The organism is Glaciimonas sp. CA11.2, from assembly GCF_034314045.1.
Lineage (GTDB): Bacteria > Pseudomonadota > Gammaproteobacteria > Burkholderiales > Burkholderiaceae_D > Glaciimonas.
In genome coordinates this window covers 832,561-859,324 of the sequence record NZ_JAVIWL010000001.1, presented here as the reverse complement: position 1 = coordinate 859,324, position 26,764 = coordinate 832,561, and the positions used below count along the sequence as shown (strand labels likewise).

Annotated in this window: 22 protein-coding genes; 15 read left to right on the top strand and 7 right to left on the bottom strand. The window is 50.1% G+C overall.

Going from position 1 to position 26,764, the window contains the following annotated elements; genetic code table 11:
- Positions 1-65: 65 nt before the first annotated feature.
- From RGU75_RS03660 to RGU75_RS03650, 3 genes are all read right to left on the bottom strand, one after another.
- Complete coding sequence (locus RGU75_RS03660) at positions 66-389, bottom strand: rhodanese-like domain-containing protein (protein ID WP_322233110.1); 324 nt, start codon at positions 387-389, stop codon at positions 66-68.
- A gap of 136 nt (positions 390-525) precedes the next feature.
- Positions 526-1,191 (bottom strand): protein-L-isoaspartate O-methyltransferase, encoded by a 666-nt coding sequence (locus RGU75_RS03655; RefSeq protein WP_322233108.1) that lies wholly within the window; start codon positions 1,189-1,191, stop codon positions 526-528.
- Between the two features lie 215 nt (positions 1,192-1,406).
- Positions 1,407-1,604, bottom strand: coding sequence for a hypothetical protein (locus RGU75_RS03650; RefSeq protein WP_322240762.1), 198 nt, complete (start codon positions 1,602-1,604; stop codon positions 1,407-1,409).
- On the opposite strand from RGU75_RS03650, the gene RGU75_RS03645 reads away from it, so the two are divergent.
- The 5 genes from RGU75_RS03645 to recQ all read left to right on the top strand — a co-directional run bounded on the left by RGU75_RS03645 (position 1,537) and on the right by recQ (position 6,575).
- Positions 1,537-1,797 carry a YkgJ family cysteine cluster protein gene (locus RGU75_RS03645; RefSeq protein WP_322240201.1) on the top strand — a complete coding sequence of 87 codons (261 nt, stop codon included), beginning with the start codon at positions 1,537-1,539 and terminating at the stop codon, positions 1,795-1,797. The two genes, RGU75_RS03650 and RGU75_RS03645, sit on opposite strands and share 68 nt — an antisense overlap.
- Positions 1,798-1,872: 75 nt before the next feature.
- Positions 1,873-2,424 carry a DUF1439 domain-containing protein gene (locus tag RGU75_RS03640; RefSeq protein ID WP_322233106.1) on the top strand — a complete coding sequence of 184 codons (552 nt, stop codon included), beginning with the start codon at positions 1,873-1,875 and terminating at the stop codon, positions 2,422-2,424.
- A 168-nt stretch (positions 2,425-2,592) separates the two neighbouring features.
- Positions 2,593-3,447, top strand: coding sequence for an undecaprenyl-diphosphate phosphatase (locus RGU75_RS03635; protein WP_322233104.1), 855 nt, complete (start codon positions 2,593-2,595; stop codon positions 3,445-3,447).
- 157 nt (positions 3,448-3,604) lie between these two features.
- Positions 3,605-4,477 (top strand): undecaprenyl-diphosphate phosphatase, encoded by an 873-nt coding sequence (locus RGU75_RS03630; protein ID WP_322233102.1) that lies wholly within the window; start codon positions 3,605-3,607, stop codon positions 4,475-4,477.
- Positions 4,478-4,754: 277 nt separating this feature from the next.
- Positions 4,755-6,575, top strand: a complete 1,821-nt coding sequence (gene recQ / locus RGU75_RS03625; RefSeq protein WP_322233100.1) for a DNA helicase RecQ — start codon at positions 4,755-4,757, stop codon at positions 6,573-6,575.
- Positions 6,576-6,990: 415 nt separating this feature from the next.
- Here the strand turns inward: recQ and RGU75_RS03620 are convergent, their stop codons facing one another.
- Positions 6,991-8,172, bottom strand: coding sequence for an FAD-dependent oxidoreductase (locus tag RGU75_RS03620; RefSeq protein ID WP_322233098.1), 1,182 nt, complete (start codon positions 8,170-8,172; stop codon positions 6,991-6,993).
- Positions 8,173-8,620: 448 nt separating this feature from the next.
- Here RGU75_RS03620 and RGU75_RS03615 point away from each other — a divergent pair, with 448 nt between their 5' ends.
- A complete protein-coding gene (locus RGU75_RS03615; RefSeq protein ID WP_322233096.1) occupies positions 8,621-10,939 on the top strand; it encodes an NADP-dependent malic enzyme in 2,319 nt (772 codons plus the stop codon).
- A 183-nt stretch (positions 10,940-11,122) separates the two neighbouring features.
- Here RGU75_RS03615 and RGU75_RS03610 read toward each other — a convergent pair whose 3' ends face one another.
- The 3 genes from RGU75_RS03610 to RGU75_RS03600 all read right to left on the bottom strand — a co-directional run bounded on the left by RGU75_RS03610 (position 11,123) and on the right by RGU75_RS03600 (position 16,755).
- Positions 11,123-12,070, bottom strand: coding sequence for a 5'-nucleotidase (locus tag RGU75_RS03610; RefSeq protein ID WP_322233094.1), 948 nt, complete (start codon positions 12,068-12,070; stop codon positions 11,123-11,125).
- Positions 12,071-12,245: 175 nt separating this feature from the next.
- Positions 12,246-13,253, bottom strand: coding sequence for a response regulator (locus RGU75_RS03605; protein ID WP_322240199.1), 1,008 nt, complete (start codon positions 13,251-13,253; stop codon positions 12,246-12,248).
- Positions 13,237-16,755, bottom strand: coding sequence for an ATP-binding protein (locus RGU75_RS03600; protein WP_322233092.1), 3,519 nt, complete (start codon positions 16,753-16,755; stop codon positions 13,237-13,239). Before RGU75_RS03600 ends, RGU75_RS03605 begins: the two co-directional genes overlap by 17 nt.
- Positions 16,756-17,360: 605 nt before the next feature.
- On the opposite strand from RGU75_RS03600, the gene urtA reads away from it, so the two are divergent.
- The 9 genes from urtA (at position 17,361) to RGU75_RS03555 (ending at position 26,761) form a co-directional block, all read left to right on the top strand.
- Positions 17,361-18,629, top strand: coding sequence for an urea ABC transporter substrate-binding protein (gene urtA, locus RGU75_RS03595; protein ID WP_322233090.1), 1,269 nt, complete (start codon positions 17,361-17,363; stop codon positions 18,627-18,629).
- 181 nt (positions 18,630-18,810) lie between these two features.
- On the top strand, positions 18,811-19,728 hold the full coding sequence (gene urtB / locus RGU75_RS03590) for an urea ABC transporter permease subunit UrtB (protein WP_322233088.1): 918 nt from the start codon (positions 18,811-18,813) through the stop codon (positions 19,726-19,728).
- A 31-nt stretch (positions 19,729-19,759) separates the two neighbouring features.
- Positions 19,760-20,974, top strand: coding sequence for an urea ABC transporter permease subunit UrtC (urtC, locus tag RGU75_RS03585; protein WP_322233086.1), 1,215 nt, complete (start codon positions 19,760-19,762; stop codon positions 20,972-20,974).
- Positions 20,971-21,735: an urea ABC transporter ATP-binding protein UrtD gene (urtD, locus tag RGU75_RS03580; protein ID WP_322233084.1), complete on the top strand. Its 765-nt coding sequence runs from the start codon at positions 20,971-20,973 to the stop codon at positions 21,733-21,735. The genes urtC and urtD overlap by 4 nt, the downstream gene beginning before the upstream one ends.
- Positions 21,736-21,756: 21 nt before the next feature.
- A complete protein-coding gene (gene urtE / locus RGU75_RS03575; RefSeq protein WP_322233082.1) occupies positions 21,757-22,446 on the top strand; it encodes an urea ABC transporter ATP-binding subunit UrtE in 690 nt (229 codons plus the stop codon).
- A gap of 83 nt (positions 22,447-22,529) precedes the next feature.
- Positions 22,530-23,552 (top strand): aliphatic amidase, encoded by a 1,023-nt coding sequence (locus RGU75_RS03570; protein WP_322233080.1) that lies wholly within the window; start codon positions 22,530-22,532, stop codon positions 23,550-23,552.
- 84 nt (positions 23,553-23,636) lie between these two features.
- Complete coding sequence (gene fmdA, locus RGU75_RS03565; RefSeq protein ID WP_322233078.1) at positions 23,637-24,809, top strand: formamidase; 1,173 nt, start codon at positions 23,637-23,639, stop codon at positions 24,807-24,809.
- 90 nt (positions 24,810-24,899) lie between these two features.
- Positions 24,900-25,196 carry an FmdB family zinc ribbon protein gene (locus RGU75_RS03560; protein ID WP_322233076.1) on the top strand — a complete coding sequence of 99 codons (297 nt, stop codon included), beginning with the start codon at positions 24,900-24,902 and terminating at the stop codon, positions 25,194-25,196.
- A gap of 1,154 nt (positions 25,197-26,350) precedes the next feature.
- Positions 26,351-26,761 carry a chemotaxis protein CheB gene (locus tag RGU75_RS03555; protein WP_322233074.1) on the top strand — a complete coding sequence of 137 codons (411 nt, stop codon included), beginning with the start codon at positions 26,351-26,353 and terminating at the stop codon, positions 26,759-26,761.
- Positions 26,762-26,764 lie beyond the last annotated feature (3 nt).

Genomic DNA, 26,764 nt, shown 5'->3' with positions numbered 1-26,764 from the left:
CGATTTCGGTAGCCGGAGTGCGCCTGAGGCAAGCGGGGCCGCTGATGCAAAAAGATTGCGCGCTTTCAATAGACCGGCATAGTGCTGTCGACCTGTTGCGCCCATGCATGCATCCCGCCCGTTAGGTTAATGACATTGGTGAAGTGATTGCGCTCCAAAAATGCCGCTACGGACATACTGCGCGCGCCATGATGGCAAATACAAACGACCTGCTGATCTTCTTCCAGTTCATTGAGGCGAGCTGGAATGGTTTGCATTGGCATTAATTGTGAATCGGCAATATGACAAGTCTCATATTCCCACGGTTCACGAACATCTAGTAACAAAGGCGTTGGACGGTCCGGATCGGCGATCCAGGCAGCTAATTCAGGGGCGGTAAGATGTTGCATCGTATGCTCGTCGGTGAGTTTGCTGGGTCAGAACTTAACATCGGGATGGAAAGTCAGAAGCTGAAATGAGGGTTTGAAATCAAAATCTCAATTAATTTAATTGAAGTTAATTTAACTGAGGATCACACTGTAAAAATCAGAATTTAAAATGAGAGTGCGGTGCTGCATCGCGTAGAGACCGAACATTTGTCTCAAACAAATTGCGGGTATCGTAAGCGGTGTCTGAAATACGGGTAATCACCTGCGCAGTCATTACTGGCGCTTCACCAATGATCGCGATGATGCGACCGGCAACCTTTAGTTGCTCAAGAAAAGCGACCGGTAGCGACGGCAGGGAACCTGAAATCACGATGACGTCGTAAGTTGTCTCTTTGCCTTCGAGCCATCCCTGCGCGCCGTTCCCTTCTACTACCTCGACGTTACGCACGCCATAGGCACTCAAATTCTTTTCGGCGAAAGCTTTCAGCTCCGCATCTATTTCTACAGTGACAACATGGCGTGCTTTATGGGCCAGCAATGCCGCCATGTAGCCTGATCCAGTACCGATTTCCAAAACGCTCTCGTGTTTTTTGACGGCAGCTTCCTGAAGCAGGCGCGCTTCGACCTTCGGTGACAGCATGCATTCCCCGCTATCGCCCGGCAAAGGAATTTCAGTATCGCTGAAAGCCAGGCTTTTATATGCCGCTTGTACGAATTCTTCGCGCCGCACGACCGTCAACAGGTCGAGAATGTCCAGCTCCAGCACATTCCAGGGACGGATTTGCTGTTCGATCATATTGAAACGTGCTTGTTCGATATTCATGGCGAAGGGTCAATAACGGGATAAAGACGTTATTCTATCAAGGACGACCTTAAAAACCTACTGTACGGGTTATTTTTGCGCCTTCTTGCCGTATATCGTCACCTTTGCAAGGTGCGACCGACTTTGGCCAGAATTTTTAATCCGAATATTCACTTTGTGCCAAGTCTATAGCGTCAGGAGATTAGCCATATAAGGCTAATAATGACCATTTACGGTTAAAATGCGGCTTTGATGTAGTGAGCGACTGCGTAAATGATTGAGGGAGTAAATGCCAAAGTACCATCGTCCCTATCAACCTCCTCGCCGATGCTGTTCGCAGCGGTGACAGTAGTAGAGGTTGCGCCCTTGGCCTGCCGTCTGGGCTGTGGTGCCTGCTGTACTGCGCCGTCTATTTCCTCGACGATTCCAGGCATGCCCAATGGTAAACCTGCTGGTGTCCGGTGCATTCAACTCGACGATACAAATAAATGCCTGATTTTCGGTGCGCCGGAGCGGCCCGCAGTATGCGGAAGTTTGCAGCCGTCGGTGGAAATGTGCGGCGATTCGCAGGTGCACGCGATGCTTTTTCTCAATGAGCTTGAACGATTGACGGCGGCGACCATCTGAAAATACAGTCTCTTGCCCTCGGATACGCACATTTGGGCAAAGCGACAGCTTCTGAACACACTATTAAGGATGGTGATGAAATTAAGATGGATGGCGATATTCGCTCTTATTAGCGTATTTTTATTGAGTTCATGCGCGATGTTGATTGGCACGCGTGATGTTGATTTTTCATTAATTAGTTTGCAACAATCATTGAATAAGCGCTTGCCTTTCACGAAACGCTATTTAGGACTTATTGACGTAACCGCCAGCAACGCCCAGTTGGCTCTGGATGCCGATCTGGGACGTTTGCATGTCGATATGGACGTGACTATGGCGCTGCCATTGGCGCGTAAGTCCTGGAGCGGAAAACTGGCAATGTCAGGCGTGGTCACTTTGGACGCGGCGCATAACGCCGTGATATTGAATGATCCACAGCTGGATAAAATTACGCTTGCCAATCTTGATGGCGCTTACAGTGAGCAAGCAACCCAAATAGGTGGTTTACTGGCGCGGGAATTAATGCAGAGTGTTCCGCTGTATAGCTTTAAGCCAGAAGATTTGCGCTATGTTGGCGTGACGTTTGTACCAACCAAAATTGTCACAAAGGCGGACCGCCTCGTCGTTACCTTTGAGCCGCAAAAATGAGGGTTGGTCAACGCGATGGCCACTGCGTAGCTGCTCAAATACTCTCGTTGATGCCGGTCGGTTTATGTTGAATGGTCATTGCTACGCAGTTCCCACTGCCCGGTTTGTCGCCATCTCTTCGAAGTTGCCCCTCGATTCCCACATAATGCAACATAACTTAGACTAGGCATGGATATTCTTCTCGCGCTAAAAGTCATCATCATGGGTGTGGTCGAAGGATTGACCGAATTTCTCCCTGTTTCCTCGACTGGTCATTTAATTCTGGCTGGAAGTTTGCTGAATTTTTCCGCTGACATTGGTCGTGGTAAAGCTGAAGTATTCGATATCGCGATTCAAGCCGGTGCAATTTTTGCGGTCTGCTGGGAATACCGCGTGCGTATCGCTGCCGTATTACGCGGATTGACGACCGAGCCTCAAGCGCAAAAATTAGTCCGAAATCTGATTATTGCTTTTATACCTGCCGCAATCATGGGCTTGTTGTTTAGCAAAATGATTAAAGAAAAATTGTTTGCACCTATTCCTGTTGCGATTGCGCTCGTGGTGGGTGGTTTGATTATCTTATGGGTCGAGCGTCGTAATAAAAATCCCCAAAACAATCAAGAACTTAGCCGCGTTGAAACCGTTGAAGACATGACCGCGCTGGATGCATTGAAGATTGGTTTTGCGCAAGCCTTTGCGCTTATTCCTGGTACTAGCCGTTCTGGCGCGACGATTATCGGCGGCATGATGTTTGGCTTGTCACGCAAAGCAGCCACAGAGTTTTCATTTTTTCTGGCAATTCCGACGCTGTTCGCCGCCACTTTTTACTCACTGTACAAAGATCGTGCATTGCTGAGTGCCGCTGATGTACCGCTATTTTCACTCGGTACGGTGGCAGCATTCATTTCGGCATTCTTTTGCGTGCGCTGGTTATTACGCTATATCGCTACGCATGACTTCACGCTATTTGCCTGGTATCGCATTGTTTTCGGTCTGATCATATTGATCACTGGTTTCACAGGCGCGGTGGCTTGGGAGCATTGATTTTGCTAAGCACTAATAGCATTCAGTAACATTGAGTCGCACTAAGCCACACCAAGTCACGAGTGAAATCTTCATTTTTCGCTAAAAATTGTGCGTAAATTTTGTCAGAAATATTTTTTATAAACTGGTACGCGTCAATACGCGAATGGAGAGTAGTGTGGCAAATGTATGTTCCGCCGGTTTGGATATCGGCTTCGCTTCGCTGGATTACCTGCAAATTGGTATTCTAGGCATCATTCAGGGGATCTCTGAATTATTGCCAATTTCATCTACCGCGCACATGCGGATTGTCCCTGCTGTATTGGGTTGGCACGATCCCGGTTCAGCCTTTTCTGCGGCAATGCAACTTGCCGCACTGGTGGCAGTGGTGAGTTATTTCTGGCGCGATGTGCGGCAGGTCACAGTTGGTAGTATTACCGCGTTGCGCGAGCGTGACTATCGCAATCCGTCATTGCGGCTGGGAATCGCCATTTTGGTTGCCACCATACCAATTGGTATCGTCGGACTAGCGTTGGCACCGGTGCTGAATGCCTGTAATTCACCGTTGCGAAGTCTGACAGTGATTGGTTATGCCTGTATTGGCCTGGCGGTTTTGCTGGCCTTAGCCGAGTTGACTGCCAAGCATCGTCGCACAGTCGGCGAAATGCGCATGCGGGATGCCGTAATTGTCGGATTAGCACAAGTTGGCGCGCTGATTCCCGGTGTTTCACGCTCGGGTTCTACGTTGACAGCCGCGTTATTTTTGAACTTCAAACGGGAAGAAGCGGCACGCTTTTCGTTCCTGCTTGGTTTGCCGGCAATTGCATTGGCTGGCTTTAAAGAACTGTGGCATTTGTTCCATGCGCATATGCCGATGGATGCGTGGTTGTTGCTGCTATTCGGCTTGGTGGTAGCGAGTATTTCGGCATTCTGCGCAATCTGGGGCTTGATGAAATTTCTCGAAAAATTCTCCACCTGGCCGTTTATTATTTACCGTGCAGCGTTGGGCATATTTTTGCTGGTGGCGGTAGGGAACGGCTTCCTTCATTAAGTAACCCCAAAAACGATCAGTACCAACTCATGTCGTGTTTTCGATATTGATCGTACGGCAATCCCTATTTGTTTTTATGTGCTTTTATTTAGTTTTTAATTGTTCTTCAATACGACCTTGGCTGCGGGCGGAAAGTCCGTTCGCCGGTTTTTTTTGAGGAACAGTTGATCATTGCTCGCTCGCCGTGTCAGGTGCTGGTTTAGTCTTTGATTTTGACTTTAATCATGCACCATGATGCCTAACTTGTTCCTCGTTAAGTTCTACTCAGTCCCTATTAATGCCTGACCAAAATAATTCGCAAGCGCTACATATTCTGCAAACCATTTTCGGCTATCCGTCGTTTCGTGGACAGCAAGGAGAGATTGTCGGTCACGTAGCCGCTGGTGGCGACGCACTGGTATTAATGCCAACCGGCGGCGGCAAGTCGTTGTGCTATCAAATCCCTGCAATGCTGCGTGAAGGCGTCGGCGTGGTGGTGTCGCCTCTGATTGCATTGATGCAAGATCAGGTTGATGCGTTGGCTGAAGTCGGTGTCCGAGCCGCATTTCTGAACTCTACCCAAACCTATGAAGAAGCGTCACAAATCGAGCGCCGCGTGCGTAGCGGTGATCTGGATCTGGTCTATGTAGCGCCCGAACGCTTGCTGACACCACGCTGTCTCGACTTGCTGGAAGCCTCCAAAATTGCGTTGTTTGCGATTGACGAGGCGCATTGCGTCTCTCAATGGGGCCATGATTTTCGACCGGAATATATCAAGCTGTCGATACTGCATGAGCGGTTTCCCAATGTGCCGCGCATCGCCCTCACGGCGACCGCCGATCACCAGACGCGCGAAGAAATCGCCCTGCGTTTGCAATTGCAGGACGGCGCAAAATTTGTCTCATCATTTGACCGTCCAAACATTCGTTACCAGATTGTCGAAAAGGCGAATGGTCGTAAGCAGTTGCTCGACTTTATTCAGGCCGAGCATGTAGGTGATGCCGGTATCGTCTATTGCCTGTCGCGTAAAAAAGTAGAAGAAACAGCTGAATTTTTGAATCAGCAAGGTATATCTGCGCTGCCTTATCACGCCGGTATGGAATATTCGATACGCAGCAAAAACCAAGGGCGGTTTTTGCGTGAAGAGGGCATTGTCATGGTCGCGACGATTGCCTTCGGCATGGGAATTGACAAGCCGGATGTCCGTTTTGTCGCGCATCTCGATTTGCCTAAAAGTATCGAGGGTTACTATCAGGAAACCGGCCGCGCCGGACGTGATGGCGGCCCGGCCAATGCCTGGATGGCATACGGTTTGCAGGACGTGGTGCAACAGCGCCGCATGATCGATGAATCCGAGGCCGGTGAAACGTTTAAGCGCGTTCAGGGTGTCAAGCTGGATGCGATGCTTGGCCTTTGTGAAACGCTGTTTTGCCGTCGCGTACGATTGCTGGATTACTTCGGTGAGGAGTCGACGCGCTGCGGCAATTGCGATACCTGTATGTCACCGCCAGTGTCGTTCGATGCGACCGTGGTTGTGCAGAAATTGCTTTCTACTATTTATCGCGTCGACCAACGCTTTGGTGCAATGCATGTGTTGGATGTCTTACGCGGCATTGATTCCGACAAGATCAAGCAATGGCGGCATGACGAGCTTTCGACATACGGTATCGGAAGTGACCGTAGCGAACAGGAATGGCGGGCGATTTTGCGACAATCGATTGCGCTGGGTTTAGTGAGCGTTGATCACGAGGCTTATAGTGCGTTGAAGTTGACGGATGCGGCTAAGCCGGTGTTACGTGGAGCGCTTCAGGTGCAGTTGCGGGAGTATCAAAAGCCGATCAAACAGAAGCGTGCCAGCAGCAAGCCGAAGGGTTATGTTGAGTCAGATTTGTCGAGCGATGAGCAGATGATTTTTGATAAATTGCGCTGGTGGCGGGTGGAGACGGCGCGGAAACACAACGTTCCGGCGTATGTGATTTTTCATGATGCGACTATGCGTGAGATCGCTAAGGCGCGGCCCGGATCGTTGGATGATTTGCGGGGCGTTAGTGGCGTGGGGGAGAAGAAGTTGGAGACTTATGGGGCGGAGATTGTGGAGTTGATTGCGGCGATTGGGTAGCGTTTAATTTGAGGTTTTTTATTTCTCGGTGCAACTCCGTGATCAACACCATTTCGGCTTTCGATAGATGACGCGGTCTGTGCACCGTGGGTGCTTGCCGGTGGTAGACCGGAGGCTAGTCACTTTCTTTTGCCTCGGCTCGGCGCCCCCACCAAAAGAAGAGTAACCAAAGAAAAGGCGACCGCAGAGCCGCTGCCCGCCGTAGGCGGGTCCCCAAATTTTTCGACTGTCAGTCGGGTTGAAAGACCAACTCGCTACGCTCAAACATGTTTTCCAACAATTCCCGCCTAACACCCGAAAAACTTGGCAGCGCCGATGACGGGGTAGCTCAACTTCAACTTCAACTGCAACTGCAACTGCAACCCAGAGTGTCACTTTTGACGTGTTTGGCGTATTAGCGACAACTTGCCTTGAGTTACGCGATCACGGTTCCCAGCGCTGCTAATAATGCTTGTCGCACTTTCATTTCTTGAGGTGCTACGCCGAAGCCGACCATTACACCTTGGGCGTCGATGAATCGGCAGATGGTTCTTTCGCCGTCTTGCTCTGTCTCCCAACGGCCGCCTTCTATAGCGTGGCGTGGTGGTGGGACGAGTGCTAGCGGGTAGCTTGGGGTTTTGACGATTACCGGGGATTCTTTTAGCTCAATTGGTGTGTGCTCGCCTGTGAGCGTTTTGGCGATGGCGCGGGCGGCGCTCATTATTGGGGCGATGTAAGGTAGTGGGCCGGTGCGGCCTTCTTTGTCCAATAGATATTCGGCGCAGTCGCCCAGCGCATAGATATCTGCGTTGCTGGTGCAACCGTGGGTATCGACCAGAATGCCACGTTCGGTTTTTAATTGCGCGGCTTGTGCCAGGCGCAAGTCTGGGCGTAATCCGACCGCAGATAATACTAAATCTGCATTGAGAATTTCACCATTTGCCAACGTTATTTGTAGGGCGCCGTCGGCATGGTCGATACGACTGGCGGTGGTGCTTAAATGCAGTGTGATGCCGCGGGATGTGAGCGCTTTTTGCAGACCTTGGGACAGTGCCGGTGCGGCGAGGGCTGCTAACGGTAATGCGTTCGGATCAATCAACGTCACTGCGTGGCCGTGCGCGGCAAGATCATCGGCGAATTCGCAGCCGATTAGACCAGCGCCAAGTATCGCGACGCGGGCAGATGCGCGTTGATCCGGTAGCAGTTGGGCGCGGAATGTCGCGTAATCGCCGATGTGATTGACCGATAGTACGGTGTCGCTGGCGTCTCCATCAATATTGAGTCGAATGGGTTGCGCGCCCACTGCCAATATCAACTTTTCATATTCAAACAAGCCTGCGCTGGTATCCAGTGTCTTGGCCATGGGGTCGATGTTATTTACCTGAACGCTGGTCATGATGTCGGCTTGCAGTTGCTCGGCCATTTGCGCTGAAGTCTGTGTGATCAACTGCGCCGCTAATTTCTTTTGGGCAAAGGCAATTGACAACATTGGTTTTGAATAAGACCCGCCATCGTCACCGGTGAGGATGAGCAGCGGAGTGGCTTTGTCCAATTTGCGCAATTCGCGGGCCAAAGTGTAAGCGGCAGTGCCTGCGCCAATAATGATGATGGGATTCATGATGAGTTTCTGAAGAGATCGATTGGCCGTGATGATAATGCGGATTGCTTGCAGCGGCTAGAAACTAATTATTGTGGATACTGATCTGGCCGAAGTGTAGATGCGTATTAAAGACGGATGCCTTGAAATAAATTAATAATTTAATAATTTAATAATTTATTTTTATGAAAATTGACTGCCTGATAATGTAAATTCCCCAAAACTGTCAAAAAGTGGCTTGATCAGTAAGCTCCATTCACCAGAAGCGGAAGCGGATTGGCTCCGGGATAGTATTGTTTCTTAAGTGGCAACTGATGGTAGCGCTGCATCGATTTGGGTAAATAGCCCAAGGTATTCTCGCCCAGAAAGTACTTCTGGTACAAGTTGTTCATAACAAATACGCATAAGTGACAGCGCCCAGTCTGCTAAAATTACTTTCTTTACACTAGAACTTTGGGGACGGCAGCGTATGGATTCGATGATCGACAAAAAAGAAGAACTTCGCCAGCAGTTGCGTCAGGCTGCACTCGAATATCACGAGTTTCCAACTCCTGGCAAAATTAGTGTTACTGCGACTAAATCATTAACCACCCAGCGCGATCTGGCGCTGGCGTATTCTCCGGGTGTTGCTGCGGCATGTGAAGAAATCGTCGCCGACCCCGCTAATGCTTTCCGTTACACGGCGCGTGGCAATCTGGTTGCAGTGATCACTAACGGGACAGCCGTGCTGGGCCTTGGCAATATCGGTCCGCTGGCTTCCAAGCCGGTAATGGAAGGCAAGGGCGTTCTGTTCAAAAAATTTGCAGGCATTGATGTCTTCGACATCGAAGTCAACGAAACCGACCCGGACAAACTGTGCGACATCATTGCATCATTAGAACCAACTTTCGGCGGTATTAACCTCGAAGACATCAAAGCGCCAGAATGCTTTGAAATTGAACGTAAATTGCGCGATCGTATGAAGATTCCAGTCTTCCATGACGACCAGCACGGTACCGCGATTATCGTCGGTGCGGCTATTTTGAACGGCCTTAAAGTGGTCGGTAAAGATATAAAAAACTGCAAGCTGGTCGTATCCGGCGCGGGCGCTGCGGCGCTGGCCTGTCTCGACCTGATCGTTGATCTTGGATTCCCGATTGAAAATATCTTTGTCACCGATTTAGCTGGTGTGGTCTACGAAGGCCGTGTTGAGCTGATGGACCCGGACAAACTGCGCTTTGCCCGCAAAACAGAAGCACGCAAGTTGGCAGATTTAATGCCCGGTGCCGATATATTCCTCGGCTTGTCTGCCGGTGGCGTGCTAAAGCAAGACATGGTAAAGGTCATGGGACCGCGTCCAATAGTCTTGGCTTTGGCAAATCCGAATCCTGAAATTTTGCCGGAAGACGTCAAAGAAGTGCGTGATGACGTGATCATGGCAACCGGCCGTTCGGACTATCCGAATCAGGTTAACAACGTCTTGTGCTTCCCCTACATTTTCCGTGGCGCGCTGGATTGTGGTGCCACCACGATCACCCGCGAGATGGAAATCGCGGTGGTCCATGCGATCGCGGAACTAGCGCAGGCTGAGCAGTCCGACGTCGTTGCCGCTACCTATGGCATCGCCAATATGTCGTTCGGTCCGGAATATATTATTCCGAAGCCTTTCGATCCGCGTCTGATGATCAAGATTGCACCCGCGGTAGCAAGAGCTGCTGAAGCGTCCGGAGTGGCTGCACGTCCGATTCAGGATATGGAAGCCTATATTGAGCGTTTGCAGCAGTTCGTCTATCACAGCGGCACTTTCATGCGTCCACTTTTCCAGATCGCCAAGAAAGCACCGGCGGGGGAAAAACGGATTGTCTTCGCAGAAGGCGAAGAAGAGCGCGTTTTGCGTGCAGTCCAAATTGTTGTGGATGAAAATCTGGCAAAACCGATTCTCATTGGTCGCCCGGCAGTATTGCAACAGCGTATTGAACGCTTCGGCTTGCGCCTGAAAGTCGATGTCGATTTTGAGGTCATTAATCCAGAGTTTGACAACCGCTATCGCGATTACTGGCAGACATTCCTGGCAATGACCAAGCGCCAGGGCGTCACTGAGCAATATGCCAAACTTGAAATGCGTCGTCGTCACACGTTGATCGGATCAATGGCGATTCATAAAGGCCATGCAGATGGCATGATTTGCGGCACGTATGGAACGCATGATTTACACTTGACCTACATCAACATGGTGTTGGGCCGTCGTGAAGGCGTCAACGTTTATGCAGCGATGAACGCGTTGATTCTGTCGAATCGCCAATTGGTATTGGTCGATACGCACGTCAACGAAAATCCTACCGCTGAAGAGTTGGCGGAAATTACTATTTTGGCTGCAGAAGAAATGCAACGTTTCGGTATCAAGCCGCATGTTGCATTGCTGTCGCACTCCAACTTCGGCACCAGCAATAGCCTGTCTGCACAGAAAATGCGCAAGACGTTAGCGATCGTCCGCGAGCGTGCGCCAGACTTGGAGATCGACGGTGAAATGCACGGCGATACAGCATTGAACGCCGGCCAGCTCCGAAAAGTGATGCATGATTCACCGCTGACAGCAGATGCCAACCTGGTTGTGATGCCGAATATCGACGCTGCCAATATTGCCTATAATCTGCTCAAAACAACTTCAGGTAATGGCGTTGCAGTCGGTCCGATTCTGTTGGGTTGCGCTAAGCCGGTTCACATTTTGACGCCATCGGCGACAGTACGTCGCATCGTCAATATGACGGCATTGTGCGTGGTGGATGCGATTTCGGTACGTAAGCCTTAATAGCCAGAAAAAACAGGAAGCGACCTCGATATGCGATCCTTTGGGGACCGAATATCGAGGCTTTTTTTTATCGAAAATATAGGTTGCTGGCTTTTGGCAAAGACTAGCGATAGACCGATCTTCGGATTGAGCCAGCCTATTCAACGCACCGAAAAAAAATCCCTGACGCTGTGATGCTGGCGTTTAGATTTCGCCGCCGTCATCTTTCTTTTTTTGCCGCTTGATAGGTACGCGGCCGGTCTGCACATGCCTAGAAGCATGGTCGCAATGACCTGGCTGATCATCAAAAAACATATGCGGCCTGAATGCTGCCAACACGTCCGATTTGGCGACGCCACCCATGAAAAACGTTTCATCAATCGTCACGTTCCAGGCGCGTAACGTGCGTATCACGCGTTCGTGTGCGGGAGAGGAACGGGCTGTTACCAATGCCGTGCGAATCGGACCGGCGCGTCCATCGGGATTTTTAAAATTACTCTGAATAAAAGAGAGCGCCATCAGCAACCGCGCAAACGGGCCTTCTGGCAAAGGCTTCAAAGCGTTTTCACGTTCATGGCGTTCAAAAGCTTCAATGCCTTTGGTTTGAAAAATACGTTCCGATTCATCCGAAAAAATCACGGCATCGCCATCAAAGGCGATGCGGATTTGATCCAGTTCCTCGCTATCCCGCTGACCATTCTGTTGCGTCGGCATTTGATACAACAACGCCGCAGCGGTATCCGAGTTGATCGCCGCCTGCACATCGTCCTCGTGCAATGACAGAAAAAGACTCACATTAAATGCGTGCAGATAAGGTGCCAATGATGCGCCGCCAGACAATACTGCGCGCGTAATATCCAGCTCATAATGTTTGATCGCGTTAAAAATGCGCATGGAGGTTTCAGTCGAATTGCGCGACATGATCACCACTTCCACCAAGCGCTGATCGGGTGTCAACCGGTTCAACTTAAGTAATGCGCGAACCAGCGCAAATGCAGCGCCGGGTTTGAGTATCTGATTTTCGTTCAGCAGTTGATGCTGTTGATAAGCCGCCAATCCCTGCGTACGAAAAATCGCTTCTTCCGCCTCCAGATCAAACAGTGCACGGGAGGAAATACCGACGACGAGTAGTTTGGCGAGCGAGACGGGCATGGTGGACACTGAATAAGGATAGCAATGACCAATTATAGACGGCAATGTGGATTGCTAAATGCTTGTCAAATAACTGATAAAGATGAACCGCTAACACAATGACTAAAACCGCCGCCCCCGAACGTTCATTCAGTGAATTAGCAAGTTAGTAAGTAGTAAGTCTGCAATCTAACGATCAATGGCTGAGACATTGATGATTGATTGCCATACCGACTGCGGCAGAGCGTGTTTCTACCCCTAACTTGATAAAAATGTGTTCAAGATGCTTGTTCACTGTACGTGGACTCATCCCCAGAATTTCCGCTATGTCGCGGTTGGTTTTGCCTTTTGCCAGCCAGTTAAGAACATCCGTCTCGCGCGGCGTCAAACGATATTGCTCTCGCTGCGCTGCGTTGACTCCGCCTATTCCGGTGAGTTCCAGCAGGCTTGGAATACGGGCGTTATCTGCGGGCACGACGCTCTTTTCTTCCAGCAAAAGGGTCAATTCTCCGGTGCGCGCATTTCTCTCCAGGCGGATGTGCAATTCCTCTTCGTCACGCTTCAATACTAACGGCTGAAAAGGCATTGACGGCAACGTGGCTGGTCCGTTTTGTCGTTCCAATACAAGGTTTTCATTGAGCCAGAATTGCATTTGAGACGGCAGTCTGGAAACCCGTGTGTGATCGGCGGCGACTGAAAAGTATTTTTCCAGCCAATGTGACGCCTTGCTCGATTGCCACAGCGGCGCCCCATTGGCGTCAAGCACGATCACCGCATTAGCGGCCGCATCAATTGCGCCCCTTGTTTGGGACATCATGCGCGCCATTTTAATATGCGCGCCGATGCGAGCGACGATTTCCTGCGGTCGGATCGGCTTGGTGACGTAATCAATGCCACCAACCTCAAACCCTTTGATCACATGTTCGGTCTCCGTCAGGCCAGTCATGAACACTACAGGCACGTGCTCAACATGCTTCAACAGCTTGATGCGCCGGCACGTTTCAAAGCCATCCATGCCCGGCATCACCGCATCCAGCAGAATCAGATCTGGCGTAATGCGTTGCAGGCGCTCTAACGCGCTGGCACCATCGGTGGCAACCAGAACGATATGGCCGCTGTCGTCCAATGCATCCGACAACAGTGCCAGATTGTCTGGCACATCGTCGACGATCAACACCACGTGCCGGTCAAACCTTGTCGACATCCTCACGCATCATCTCCTTAATACGGTTGTTAAAGTCATTGAGCCGAAACCGTTTTACCAGCCGACGCATGTCGCTGGTGAATGGCAAATACAACGCATCCTGCTGCGCGATTTCATCTAGTCGTCGCAGAATACCTTTGACGTAACCGATCTCGCCCAGCGCCAGCAAGGTTTCAAGTTTTTCTTGCGATGGCGTCAGAAACATCACCTTGGCTGGTACTTCAGGCTTAACTTTATCCTGAACTTGCGGTGTTGATTCTTGCGTACTTTGTTCTGGTATTTTCGGTTCCTCCGCGATCCAGTCCAGTTTAAGATGTAGGCGGATTTTATAGAGTAGTTCATTGAACGACACCGGCTTTACCACAAAGTCGGTGTGCAGCATTGCTTCCTGACGTCCCGGTCCGCTGTCAATGGCGCTGGCCGACACCATAATGACTGGCAAGTCGGCATGTCCGCGTGCACGAATCGTCTGACATACCGCCCAGCCATCCATCGTCGGCATCGAAATATCAAGCAAGATCAAATCGGGCAGTTGCCCGACACCCGCCGCCTCGGCACTCGCCGCCACGGCAATGGCCGCCAATCCCGCTGCGCCGCTGTCCGCTTGCGCGATGATAAAACCCAGCGGTGACAGCATCGCATGCAGCACGGCGCGTTGCGAAGCATGATCGTCGATGATGAGTATACGTTTTCTGGCTCCGCGATAACCAGACATTTGATCTTCCAACTTTAAGCGTGGACGCGGCACATTCACCCTCGGCAGATAGATTTTTAATTGAAACGTGCTGCCGCGACCAGGTTCGCTGTTAACAGTGAGTTGACCGCCCATGATGTGCGTCAACATGCTGCTGATCGCGAGACCCAGACCAGTGCCGATATCATCCCGCAGATTGGCCGCATTGCTGCGTTCAAACGGCAGAAAGATGCGCGTCAGATCATCAGCGCCAATTCCGATACCAGTATCGATAATCTCGAAATAAGCCATTTCCCTGACATAACGCACGCGTAAAACGACGCCACCACTATCCGTAAACTTCACCGCATTACCGAGCAGGTTAATCAAAATTTGACGTAGCCTTTTCTGATCGGCATGAACGACTTCTGGCAACCGTTCCGCTTTATCAAACTGAAACTGCAAGCCTTTCTGTGCGGCTTGCGGTGCGATCATGTCGACAATTTGATCTAAAAATTCGCTCAGCGGCACTTCATCGGAAGCTAAGCGCATTTTGCCAGCTTCGATCCGGGCGATATCGAGCAGCCCGTCAATCAAACTTAACAGATGTTCGCCGCTGCTACGAATCACACTCACCGCATCCCGACGCCCCGCTGGCAGCGCAGCGTCCATTTGCAGAATCTGCGCATAGCCGAGAATGCTGTTAAGCGGCGTGCGCAGTTCGTGGCTCATGCCGGTGACGAAGCGGCTCTTCGCCAGATTTGCTGCCTCCGCCGCCTCTTTGGCGCGCTGCAATTCGGCATCAGTGTGCTTATGGGCTTCGATTTCCTGCAATAACAGATTAGTCTGGCGCTCCGACTCCTCATGCGCCACCTTGCGGCTTTCGTTGGTCAGAATCAGCCACCACGTGCCGACGCCAGTCACAACAATTAATACCGAAAACAACTTGATAAAAACGCTCGCCATAGAATCGGGCGTGCCAGTTGATGCCGTCATTGCAACGTTGAGCGGGGCTGTCAGGCTGGATAGTTGCTGGTAATACAGCGTCCACAAAATCAACGCCAGCCCAGCCGATAGCAGACCGAAAACAATCAGATAATGCCCAATCCGGGTATTCAATTTGCTGGTGAAGCGCATCGGTAATACGGCGCGCATCGCATGTAGAATCTGATCCGGCATCCGCGATTCGGTCTTGCAGCGATCATTGCAACGGGCATCCAGCGAACAGCATAACGAGCAAATCGCGCCCTGATAGGCCGGGCAGTGCGCCATGTCAGGGGTTTCGAATTGTTTTTCGCAAATGACGCATTCGCGTTGCTCGGGGGCGTTTTCGGTCAATGCATTGGTTGGTAAGTCGGACAAGATATTAGGTCGTGCAATGTAATAGTGCCCTTTGGTTAACCATGCGATCACCGGCGCAATCAGCATCGCGCTGCACAATGCGATGAACGGCGAAAGCGCTTTAGCCACAGGCCCAAATACGCCTGCCATTGCAATGCCAGCCAATATCGACGCCAACAGCATCGCACCGACGCCGACCGGATTGATGTCATACAAATGCGCGCGTTTGAACTCAATATGCGGCGGACTCAGCCCCAACGGTTTGTTAATCACCAGATCTGCCACGACCGCACCGATCCACGAAATCGCCACCAATGAATACAAACCTAATACATGCTCCAGCGCCTTGAAGACGCCAAGTTCCATCAACAACACCGCGATCAGAACATTGAATACTAACCACACGACACGCCCCGGATGACTGTGCGTCAGGCGGGCGAAAAAATTCGACCACGCCAGCGAACCGGCATACGCATTCGTCACATTGATCTTGATTTGTGACACCACCACAAACGCCGCGACCGCGGCTAATCCCCACGCAGGATCAGAAAATACATAGCGATACGCAATCAGGTACATTTGGGTTGGTTCAATTGCCCGATCCATCGGCACTTCATGTTGAATCGCCAGAAAGGCCAACAGCGCGCCACCCAACATCTTGGCTGCACCGATCAAGATCCAGCCGGGACCAGCAAGTAACAAAGCGATCCACCAGCGTACGCGATTGGCGGGAGTCTTTTCTGGCAGAAACCGCAAAAAGTCGACCTGTTCACCGATTTGCGCAATGAGCGAAAACGCCACGGTGGCGGCTGAACCGAACAACATGACATTGAATCCCGTACCGTCTTCAGCACGACCGGCAAAGGACATCAAATTTGAAATCGCATCCGGTTCTTTATGCAGTACGGCGATATACGGCAACACTAACAGCGTGATCCAGACTGGCTGCGTCCACATTTGCAGACGATTGATCAGCGTAATGCCATAGGTCACCATCGGAATGATAATCAACGAACAGACGATGTAACCCAGCACCACAGGGAGTCCGAAATAGAGCTCGACCGCCTGCGCCATGATCGACGCTTCCAGTGCAAAAAATATAAACGTAAACGAAGCGTAAATCAGTGACGTGATGGTCGAGCCGATATAACCGAATCCTGCGCCACGCGTCAGCAAGTCCATATCGACGCCGTACTTTGCAGCGTAATAACTGATCGGCAAACCAGTCAGAAAAAACAGAATGGTCACGCAAATGATGGCCCAAAACGCATTCGTGAATCCATAATTCAGCGTGATCGACCCGCTGATAGCCTCAAGCGCCAGAAATGACACCGCACCCAAAGCAGTATTTGCCAGCCGAAATTCCGACCATTTGCGAAATGACCGAGGCGTAAATCGCAACGCGTAATCTTCCAACGTCTCGTTAGCGACCCAAGTGTTGTAATCGCGCCGGACTTTAACGATGCGCTGTGATGCAGGAGCTTTCACGTCGTGTGCTTCTCTTCTTATGCGTTAGCGACAGTTTTCAGACTAAAGCCGACCAATCGCTGCCAAGGGATAAATTTGTCAATAACCATAAGCAATTTCCACACCAGACACCGCCAGGATTTATACGTCATTTGACGTAGAGATGAGCGGTTTTGTATGTTTTTTTAAGGGACTTAGTGCGCAGCGCCTTCTTGTCGAACGAGCTGTGCACTGTTTCAGTGCGGGAGTGGAGATTTTTGTAATAAAAATCGCTGACGGGCGACGTACACCCGTTGTAAAACTTGCCCTCACTAATTCCAGTCATCGTGTAGGAAAGCAATGCCGCAGGCGAGCTTTTATAAATCTCACAAATAGACCGCGGGAGTTACGCAAACTCGCTCCAGCAAGGCGTGCCGACGCAGACAGCACGCGAGTGCGGCAAGGAAAGCACAACGCCGCTGGGGCGTGTTTACGTAACTCCCGCCTAAGTTAAATGACTTATTGTTGCGATGCAGTATAAAACTTACTCTTCATTTCGCAACGAGCCATTCCGAACAAGCCCAAAAGCCAAAGCTCAAAGCCAGAAAATAGCTCTTGCCCCCTAACCGTCTAACAAGGAGCACCGCATGCCGCATAGCCCATCCTCGCGTCGTTCATCCTCAACCGTCGCTTCTTCTCAACGTCGCAAGATGTTATTGGGATTGGCTGCCAGTGCCGCGATGGCGCTGCCGTTGACCGTTTTTGCGCAACAATTTCCAACGGCCAAAATCAACACGACCAAGCTAGCGATTACCGACACTGAAGTTACCGTCGGTCAGTTACATTCGGCCACCGGCACCATGGCGATCAGCGAAACTGGTTCGATTCAGGCCGAACGTCTGGCGATTGATCAGATCAACGCCGCTGGTGGAATTCTGGGACGTAAGATCAAGATCATCCAGGAAGACGGCGCCAGCGACTGGCCGACCTTTGCTGAGAAAGCCAAAAAATTACTGCAAAACGATCACGTTGCCGCGGTATTCGGTTGCTGGACTTCCGCCTCACGCAAAGCCGTATTACCGATCTTTGAAAAAGAAAACGGTCTGTTGTACTACCCGACTTTCTATGAAGGCCTTGAGCAATCGAAGAATGTGTTTTATACCGGGCAGGAAGCCACGCAACAAGTACTTGCTGGCCTGAATTGGGTAGCTAAAGAGAAGAAAGCAAAAACCTTCTTCCTCGTTGGTTCTGACTATATCTGGCCACGCACGTCGAACAAAATTGCGCGTAAACATATCGAAAACGTGCTCAAAGGCTCAGTCGTTGGCGAAGAATATTATCCACTGGGAAATACGCAGTTCGGCTCTTTGATTAACAAAATCAAACTGAAAAAGCCGGATGTCATCTTCGCTGACGTGGTCGGCGGAAGTAACGTGGCGTTTTACAAGCAGTTGAAGGCCGCTGGCGTCATCGCCAAGACTCAAAACCTGCTAACCATTTCAGTCACAGAAGACGAAATGCTCGGCATTGGTGGTGAAAACGTTGAAGGCTTTTACGCTTCGATGAAGTATTTCCAAAGCCTCGACAATCCGGCGAACAAAAAATTCGTCGCCGAATTCAAAGCAAAATACGGTCCGAATGCGGTTATCGGCGATGTCACCCAAGCAGCCTATCTGGGCCCTTGGTTGTGGAAAGCGGCAGTCGAAAAAGCGGGTAGTTTTGATGTCGATAAAGTGGTTGCCGCTTCGCCTGGAATAGAGCTGAAAGCCTCACCTGAAGGCACCGTAAAAATTCATCCGAATCATCATCTGTGGAGCAAAACGCTGATCGGCGAAGCGCAAAAAGATGGTCAGTTCAAAGTGGTCTATACGTCTGATCTGATTGAGCCAAATCCTTTCCCAAAAGGCTATCAATAATCCACGCATAGTTTATTTTTCTTGATATCGATTACCCGGTGCAGGATTGCGCACCGGGCAATCAAGATCTGAAACTTGAATATTCCGTACCCGATTTTGTCATTAGACTTTTTTCACAACCGTAGCAAGCCTCAGCAAGCGGAAACAGGTTACGAAAAATTTTTATTCACGTGGAGTCACCATGGTCTCACTATCCGAATTCGGTGCCGTCTTTGTCATGCAGGGCTTTAACGGCCTATCGGTTTTTTGCGTGCTACTGCTGATGGCACTTGGTCTCGCAATCATTTTCGGGCAGATGGGCGTCATCAATATGGCGCACGGAGAGTTCCTTACCATTGGCGCTTACGTCACTTATTTGCTGTCCCAATTAACCACCCAATACGCACCCAGCCTTCAACCGTACTATTTCTTCGGCGCGATTGTTTTATCGTTTGTTGTGGCCTATGCGGTTGGTTATCTGGCCGAATGGCTGATGATCAGTCGACTCTACAAACGTCCGCTCGATACCTTGCTGGCAACGTGGGGATTAAGTCTGGCGATGCAGCAAACGTTTCGTTCAGTGTTCGGCGCGAAGGAAGTCAGCGCCACGCTGCCGGAATGGCTAATGGGTTCTTTCAAGCTGACCTCGAATATCGATATTCCTATCAACGGTGTGTTCATCATGGGATTAACCCTGTTGCTCACCGGTGGTATCTTTCTGCTGTTATTCCGTTCGCGCTGGGGTTTGCAAGTACGCGCTACGGTCCAGAACCGTGTGATGAGTGGTGCTGTCGGCATCAATACGCGCAAGGTTGATCGCAGCACCTTTGCTCTTGGTTGTGGCGTAGCCGGTATCGCTGGCGCCGCATTCACGACGATTGGTTCAACTGGCCCGACTAGTGGCTCCTTGTATATCGTGGACACCTTTCTGGTAGTGGTTTTTGGCGGCGCGCAAAGTCTCATTGGTACCATCGCTTCGGCTTTCACGATTGCCCAGACCCAATCCACAGCCGAGTTTTTCCTGACCGGTTCGATGGCCAAGGTGTTGACCTTATCGGCCGTGATCCTGATCCTGATGTTGCGTCCACAAGGTCTGTTTTCTGCCCGGCTGCGCAAATAAGCGTGCCCTTCCAATCGTACAAAGGCGCAATATGAATACGGTATACGAAAAATTGTTGGGCGGTCGATCCGGTGCTATCGGACTGCTGATACTCGGTGTACTGTTGTTAGTGGTGTTTCCCCTCTTGTTTGATAGTTTTCGTCTGAATTTGGTCGGCAAATATCTGACTTATGCTTTCGTCGCCGTGGGCTTAGTGCTGTGCTGGGGTTATGGTGGCATCCTGAGTTTGGGGCAGGGCGTATTCTTCGGTTTGGGTGGCTATTGCATGGCGATGTTTCTGAAACTTGAAGCATCTGATCCCATCAGCACAAAAATCCAGTCGACACCCGGCATTCCAGATTTTATGGACTGGAACCAGATCACCCAATTGCCAATGATGTGGAAGCCATTCCATAGCCTCAGTTTTACTATTTTGGCAGTGTTGATCGTGCCAACATTACTGGCGTTGATAATCGGTATCGCCATGTTCAAGCGACGCGTTGGAGACGTCTATTTCTCCATCGTGACGCAGGCAATAGCCGCCATTCTGTCTATTCTGATTATCGGACAGCAAGGCCTGACCGGCGGCGTTAACGGCATCACGGATTTGAAGACGATGCTGGGATGGGATATTCGCACCGACTCGGCAAAGTTAATGTTGTATTTCGTCAATGCTGGACTATTGCTGAGTTGCGTGGTGTTTGGTCGCATTATCCTGACGTCCAAATTGGGCCGTTTGTTAATGGCGATGCGTGACAAAGAAGAGCGGGTGCGTTTCTCCGGCTACGACGTCGCCAGTTTTAAAATATTTGTATATTGTGTCGCTGCACTCTTTTCCGCGATTGGTGGCGCAATGTTCACGCTGCAGGTTGGCTTTATGTCGCCATCCTTTGTCGGTATTGTGCCATCGATCGAAATGGTGATCTATGCAGCAGTGGGCGGTCGTATGTCATTGCTGGGCGCAGTGTATGGCACCTTGCTGGTCAACTTTGGGAAGACCTTCTTTTCTGAAACGTTTCCTGAATTATGGTTGTTCCTGATGGGTGGACTGTTCATCGTTGTTGTGATGTATTTTCCAAATGGTCTTGCTGGTCTATATGACAGTCACGGTAAAAAATGGCTATTAAAACTGATGCCGCGCCGTTCCGTAAAAGAATCGTTACTCCCAACGCCAGTAGTTGTGCCAGTGAAGAAAAACTCTGTCATACCGACATCTGATCGCACGCTAGCCAATTCTGACGGTGGCAATCTGGAGGTGTTGAAATGAGTAACCCGATAGGATTTGAATCCACCGAACATCCGGTCCTCGCCATTGAAGATTTGACCGTCTCATTTGACGGTTTCACCGCAGTCGATAAGTTAAATCTGTACGTGCAGCGCAATGAAGTACGGGTCGTCATCGGACCGAACGGTGCAGGAAAGACTACCGTGCTGGATTTAATTTGTGGCAAAACGCAAGCGACTTCTGGAAGCATTCAGTTCAAGAATCGTGAACTGACAAAAATGCGCGAACACGAGATTGTGCAAGCTGGCGTTGGACGCAAATTTCAGACGCCATCGATCTATGAAAATCTCACCGTATTTGAAAATCTGGAACTCTCGTTTCCTCGCGGTCGAAAAGTCTTTGGCGCATTGGTGTTCAAGCGTAGCGCTGATGTCATTGAGCGCGTTGAGGCGGTTGCCATCGATATTTTTCTCGAAGAGTATTTAAGCATGCAAGCTGACCTTTTATCGCACGGACAGAAGCAATGGCTGGAAATCGGCATGCTGCTGATGCAAGAACCGGAATTGTTGATGCTCGACGAACCAGTCGCCGGGATGAGCGTATCAGAACGTGAAAAGACCGCAGAGTTGTTGGGTCGCATCAGCAAGGGACGTTCTGTGCTTGTCATCGAGCATGACATGGAATTCGTTAAAAGTATCGCCCATAAAGTGACCGTCCTGCATCAGGGAAAAATCCTTGCCGAAGGCAGCATGGAGTCGGTCCAGGCCGATCCCAAAGTGATCGAAGTGTATCTGGGCCACTGATTTCTTACCAAAGGATTGACTATGTTTAATGTTGCGCATCTCGCTTCCGGTTATGGCCAAAGCCAGGTCATTCATGACATCAACTTGCGTGTCGCCAAACAGGAAATAGTGGCAGTCATGGGCCGCAACGGTATGGGCAAGACCACACTCTTCAAAACGCTCATGGGAATTCTGCCGACACGTGGCGGCAGCATCCAGATCGATGGCGTGGAGTTATCCAAAATGGAAAGCCATCAGCGCGTTGCCAGCGGCGTGGCTTACGTTCCGCAAGGGCGCATGATTTTTCCTGGGATGACAGTATTGGAAAACATCCAGACCGGGTTGCCAGCCGCTGCGCAGGGAAGGGTCCCGGAAGAGTTGTATGCGTTGTTTCCGGTGCTTTTCGATATGCGCAGCCGCAAGGGCGGAAATCTGTCTGGCGGTCAGCAACAGCAACTGGCGATTGCCCGCGCGCTGGCAACTAATCCAAGAGTGTTGTTGCTGGATGAGCCAACCGAAGGTATCCAGCCATCGATTATCAAAGATATCGCACGTAGTCTCAAAGAGATTCGAAAAATCCGTGAACTGACCATCATTGTTTCAGAGCAAGTGCTGAGTTTCACGATGGAGATTGCTGATCGTTTTCTCGTCATCGACAAGGGAAATCTGGTGTACGAAGACGCTAGGGATCGAGTGGATGCAGCCACGATCAGTCGTTATTTATCGGTTTAAGTCCCTAACTAATTTGCTAGTCGCCAGGCAGACTAACGAAGTCATTTATTTTTTTCATTACCTTCAATCAACGAAAGCGCACGATGAGACACGGCGATATTTCAGGAAGCAAAGATGCGGTTGGCGTCGCAGTGGTGAATTACAAAATGCCGCGGTTACATACAAAAGCAGAAGTGTTGGATAACGTGCGCAATATTGCGGCGATGGTGGTGGGTATGAAGCAGGGATTACCAGGGATAGATCTGGTCATTTTTCCTGAGTATTCCAGTCACGGCATCATGTACGACCCGACCGAAATGATGGAGACCGCTTCCACCATTCCCGGGGAAGAGACCGATATTTTTGCACAGGCTTGCCGCACTGCGAATGTCTGGGGTGTGTTTTCACTGACAGGTGAGCGGCATGAAGAACATCCGAATAAGGTCCCGTACAACACCTTGATTTTGATGAACAATCACGGTGAAATCGTACAAAAATATCGCAAGATCATGCCTTGGACACCGATTGAAGGCTGGTATCCGGGCGAGCAAACGTATGTTTCAGAAGGCCCAAAGGGTTTGCAAATTAGCCTGATTATTTGCGATGACGGTAATTATCCGGAAATCTGGCGTGATTGCGCGATGAAAGGTGCTGAGTTAGTCGTGCGCTGCCAGGGTTACATGTATCCAGCGAAAGAGCAGCAAGTAATGGTATCCAAATGTATGGCGTGGATGAATAACATCTACGTGGCCGTCGCCAACGCGACGGGCTTCGATGGCGTGTATTCGTATTTCGGTCACTCTGCCATTGTCGGGTTTGACGGACGCACATTAGGCGAATGCGGCACCGAAGAAATGGGGATTCAATACGCCGAATTATCAGTCAGCCAGATTCGCGATGCACGGCGGAACTGGCAATCGCAAAACCATTTGTACAAACTTTTACACCGTGGTTATACCGGAAAAATCAATTCCGGCGAAGCGCCTGAAGGCGTTGCCGATTGTCCGTTCGATTTCTATAAAACCTGGGTCAATGATCCGCAGGCCGCACGGCGCCAGGCAGAAGCACTCACGCGTACCACTGCCGGAACTGCAGAGTGTCCGATTGAAGGTATTCCGAATAGCTAGTTTTTTGGGCTTCGGGTAATACGCGCCATTCCTACTTTTTTCTCTATTTAACATTTTCGTCTGTCACCCGATAAGGAGATACGTATGCAACATTTCAAAATTAAACCTGGCGTGCCGCTGGCAGAACAAGCGGAACTTGGGCATAACCGCTGGCATCCGGATATTCCCTTTTTGTCCTCGGTAAAACCCGGTGAATCGATCATGATCGAATCACTCGATTTTCTCGATGCGCAGATTAAAGATAATGATGACGTGTCGGATGTACAGAACGTTGACCTGACGCGCGCGCATCCATTAACAGGCCCCTTTTATGTTGAAGGAGCAGAGCCAGGCGATCTCTTGGTGATTGACTTACTCGACATTAAGCCAATTACGCCGGTAGGTTTTTCAGGTGTGTTTGCAAAAGAGAATGGCGGTGGATTTCTGGCCGATATGTTCCCCAATGCCGACAAAGCGATCTGGGATTTGAAAGGGTTGTATGCGACCTCGCGCCATATTCCCGGCGTTCGGATAGCGGGCCTGACGCATCCTGGCTTGATGGGTTGTTTGCCGTCGCACGATTTGCTGGCCGAATGGAACCGGCGCGAAGCGCCACTTGCTGCCAAAGGGCTGGCAAAGCCGCCTGATCCTAGCACTGCTGTTTTGCGTGGTTTGAGTGGTGCAAAGTTCGATGCAATGGCACGAGAAGCAGCGCGCACCGTGCCGCCGCGCGAGCATGGCGGCAACACCGACATCAAGGATTTATCGGCTGGCACGCGTATTTTCTTCCCCGTGTATGTTAAGGGCGCTGGTTTCTCGATGGGCGATTTACATTTCTCGCAAGGTGATGGCGAGATCGGTTTTTGTGGCGCCATTGAAATGGATGGCGTCAGTCACGTCGGTTTCGATCTTATCAAAGGCGGTATGGCGAAATATAATATTTCGTCACCGATTTTTATGCCGAGTATTGTCAAGCCGCATTACGAGCAATGGCTGACTTTTGAAGGTATCAGTGTGGAGAACGGCGTCAACTATTATCTTGATGCGACGGTCGCTTATCGTCAGGCCTGTCTCAAGGCAATCGACTATCTGACACACTTTGGCTATACCGGTAGCCAGGCTTATATGTTGCTCACCGCAGCGCCGGTAGAAGGGCGGATCGGCGGAATCGTCGATATTCCTAACTGCGCGTGCACGGTGTCGCTACCGACCTCCATTTTTGACCAGGACATCACGCCAAAAGGCATGTTGAACGACAAAGCTTATTGGGGAAGATAGTCGCTTTGATTGATTGACACCGAGCGCCGCATCTCCGTTGATGCGGCGCTATTCGGTGAGATAACAGACCTGACATGACGGGAAAATACAATGCCGCTTTACGATATTCGCTGTATCCATTGCGATGGCATATTTGAGAAGTTGCTGCGTTTGCAGGCTTTGGGCAACGATATTGGCTGTCCTTATTGCCAGCAACAGACCAATGCAACCCCATTATTAAGCGGCGGCCATGTCGCGTTAAAGACGACGCACAGTTGGAAACCTCGGAACGGTGCCGAGCAATTGGCGGGTATGGGCGCTGGTGGTCCGGGTGCACATGCAGGTGCCGCACGCAGCAGTGTCTTACATAATTGCAAAGGGTTTAATTGCAGTGTTTGTGATACCTGAACTGAAATGGAAGATCGTATTGAGGCGTGCCGACGACATTTGGTTGCGTCGTTGCGGGTTGATGTGATGTTATCAATTAACCTCTACATTAGGGTGCAGACAAAGCGGTAGCGTTGTGTTGATTCTGGCGAACGGTTCTTATTTTGCAGTGTCAAAGCTGCTCTATACAAATAAGGAAACCGACCTCATGATAGACAGCATATTGACTAGTATAAAAAATACGATGAATCAGGTACTGACTACGATAAAAAAGATAAATATAACAACAAAAAAAAATTATAGTAAGCAAGCTATCAACTTGGGTACTCAACCATGAAAAATATGTTGATGGTCACATTACGTGTAGTAAGTTTGTTAACTGTCTCAATAACTGTCTTATTAACTGTCTTAGTCACAGTGGGTTGCGCAAGCCATCCGGCCGAACCGGGTAGAGGTCCAGTGGTGCAAATGTACGGCACCATCGACACTGGCGTTACCATGCAATCTCGATAGTATTAAAACCTCCCCGCCAAATGGAACGATTGCGCCGACAAGGCGCATGACGTTCCTTTTCCTGTTTCCATCAGCTCATGGAATCAACGCTTAGCTATCACGTGTGACCTGTTTCACTAGGCAGTCGGCCGTTGCACCAAATCGGACGGATGTCAGGTTTTTCGCAACTAAAATTGTCGGGTGAAACGCAGCCAGTTAGTATTGAACATAGTACGGAAATGATGAACGCTGTTTTCATGGAGTCGCTCCCTGTCGGTGGTCCCAGTAGTTTATGATGCGTAACTTTTTTAATACTGTTTGTGTTTGACGTTGCCCTCGTTTTTAGCTTACCCGACGATTTTGTTCAAGATTAAAATAACCGCTTAATAGATAACCCTGTCATTTTTCATTCCTTTTTGCCTTCATTCAGATTGGTTAAGATTGATTGTGTTGCGCCGTTTAATCACGCCATTCAGCCTCTTGTGAATTTAGTAGACTTATAGTTACCACATCGCTATGCTTTAGTTAAAGCAAAGAAAGACTAAGCACACGTGCGAAATTTTTAATATGTTGTGTTATTAAATCGAAAAAAATGCGTACTAATTTATCGATTTGTATCTTCTCCGATTCTGTTATTTATATCACTATTTTTATACGAAGACCCTTGGTAAAAGGAAATTGCCATGGTGGCTAAAGTAGTTAATATCGCCGCTGGCGAGAAGGCCGGCATGAGTCCCAAAAAACAGGAAGGCGATGAACGCTTTCCCATCGTAGGTATTGGCGCTTCGGCCGGAGGGTTGGAAGCGTTCGAGCAATTTTTCCGCCCTGTTCCAGCCGATTGCGGGATGGCCTTCATACTCATTTCTCATCTCGACCCAGATCATGTCAGTCTGCTAACAGAAATATTGCAACGCACAACCACGATGCAAGTATGTGAGGCTAGGGACGAGCAAAAAGTAGAAGTCAATTGCGTCTATGTTATTCCCCCCAATCGGGATATGACAATCAGTCGCGGCGCGCTACGCCTCAGCGTTCCCAAAGTTCCGCGGGGGCAACGGATGGCGATCGACGTATTTATGGGGGTCTTTAGCTAAAGA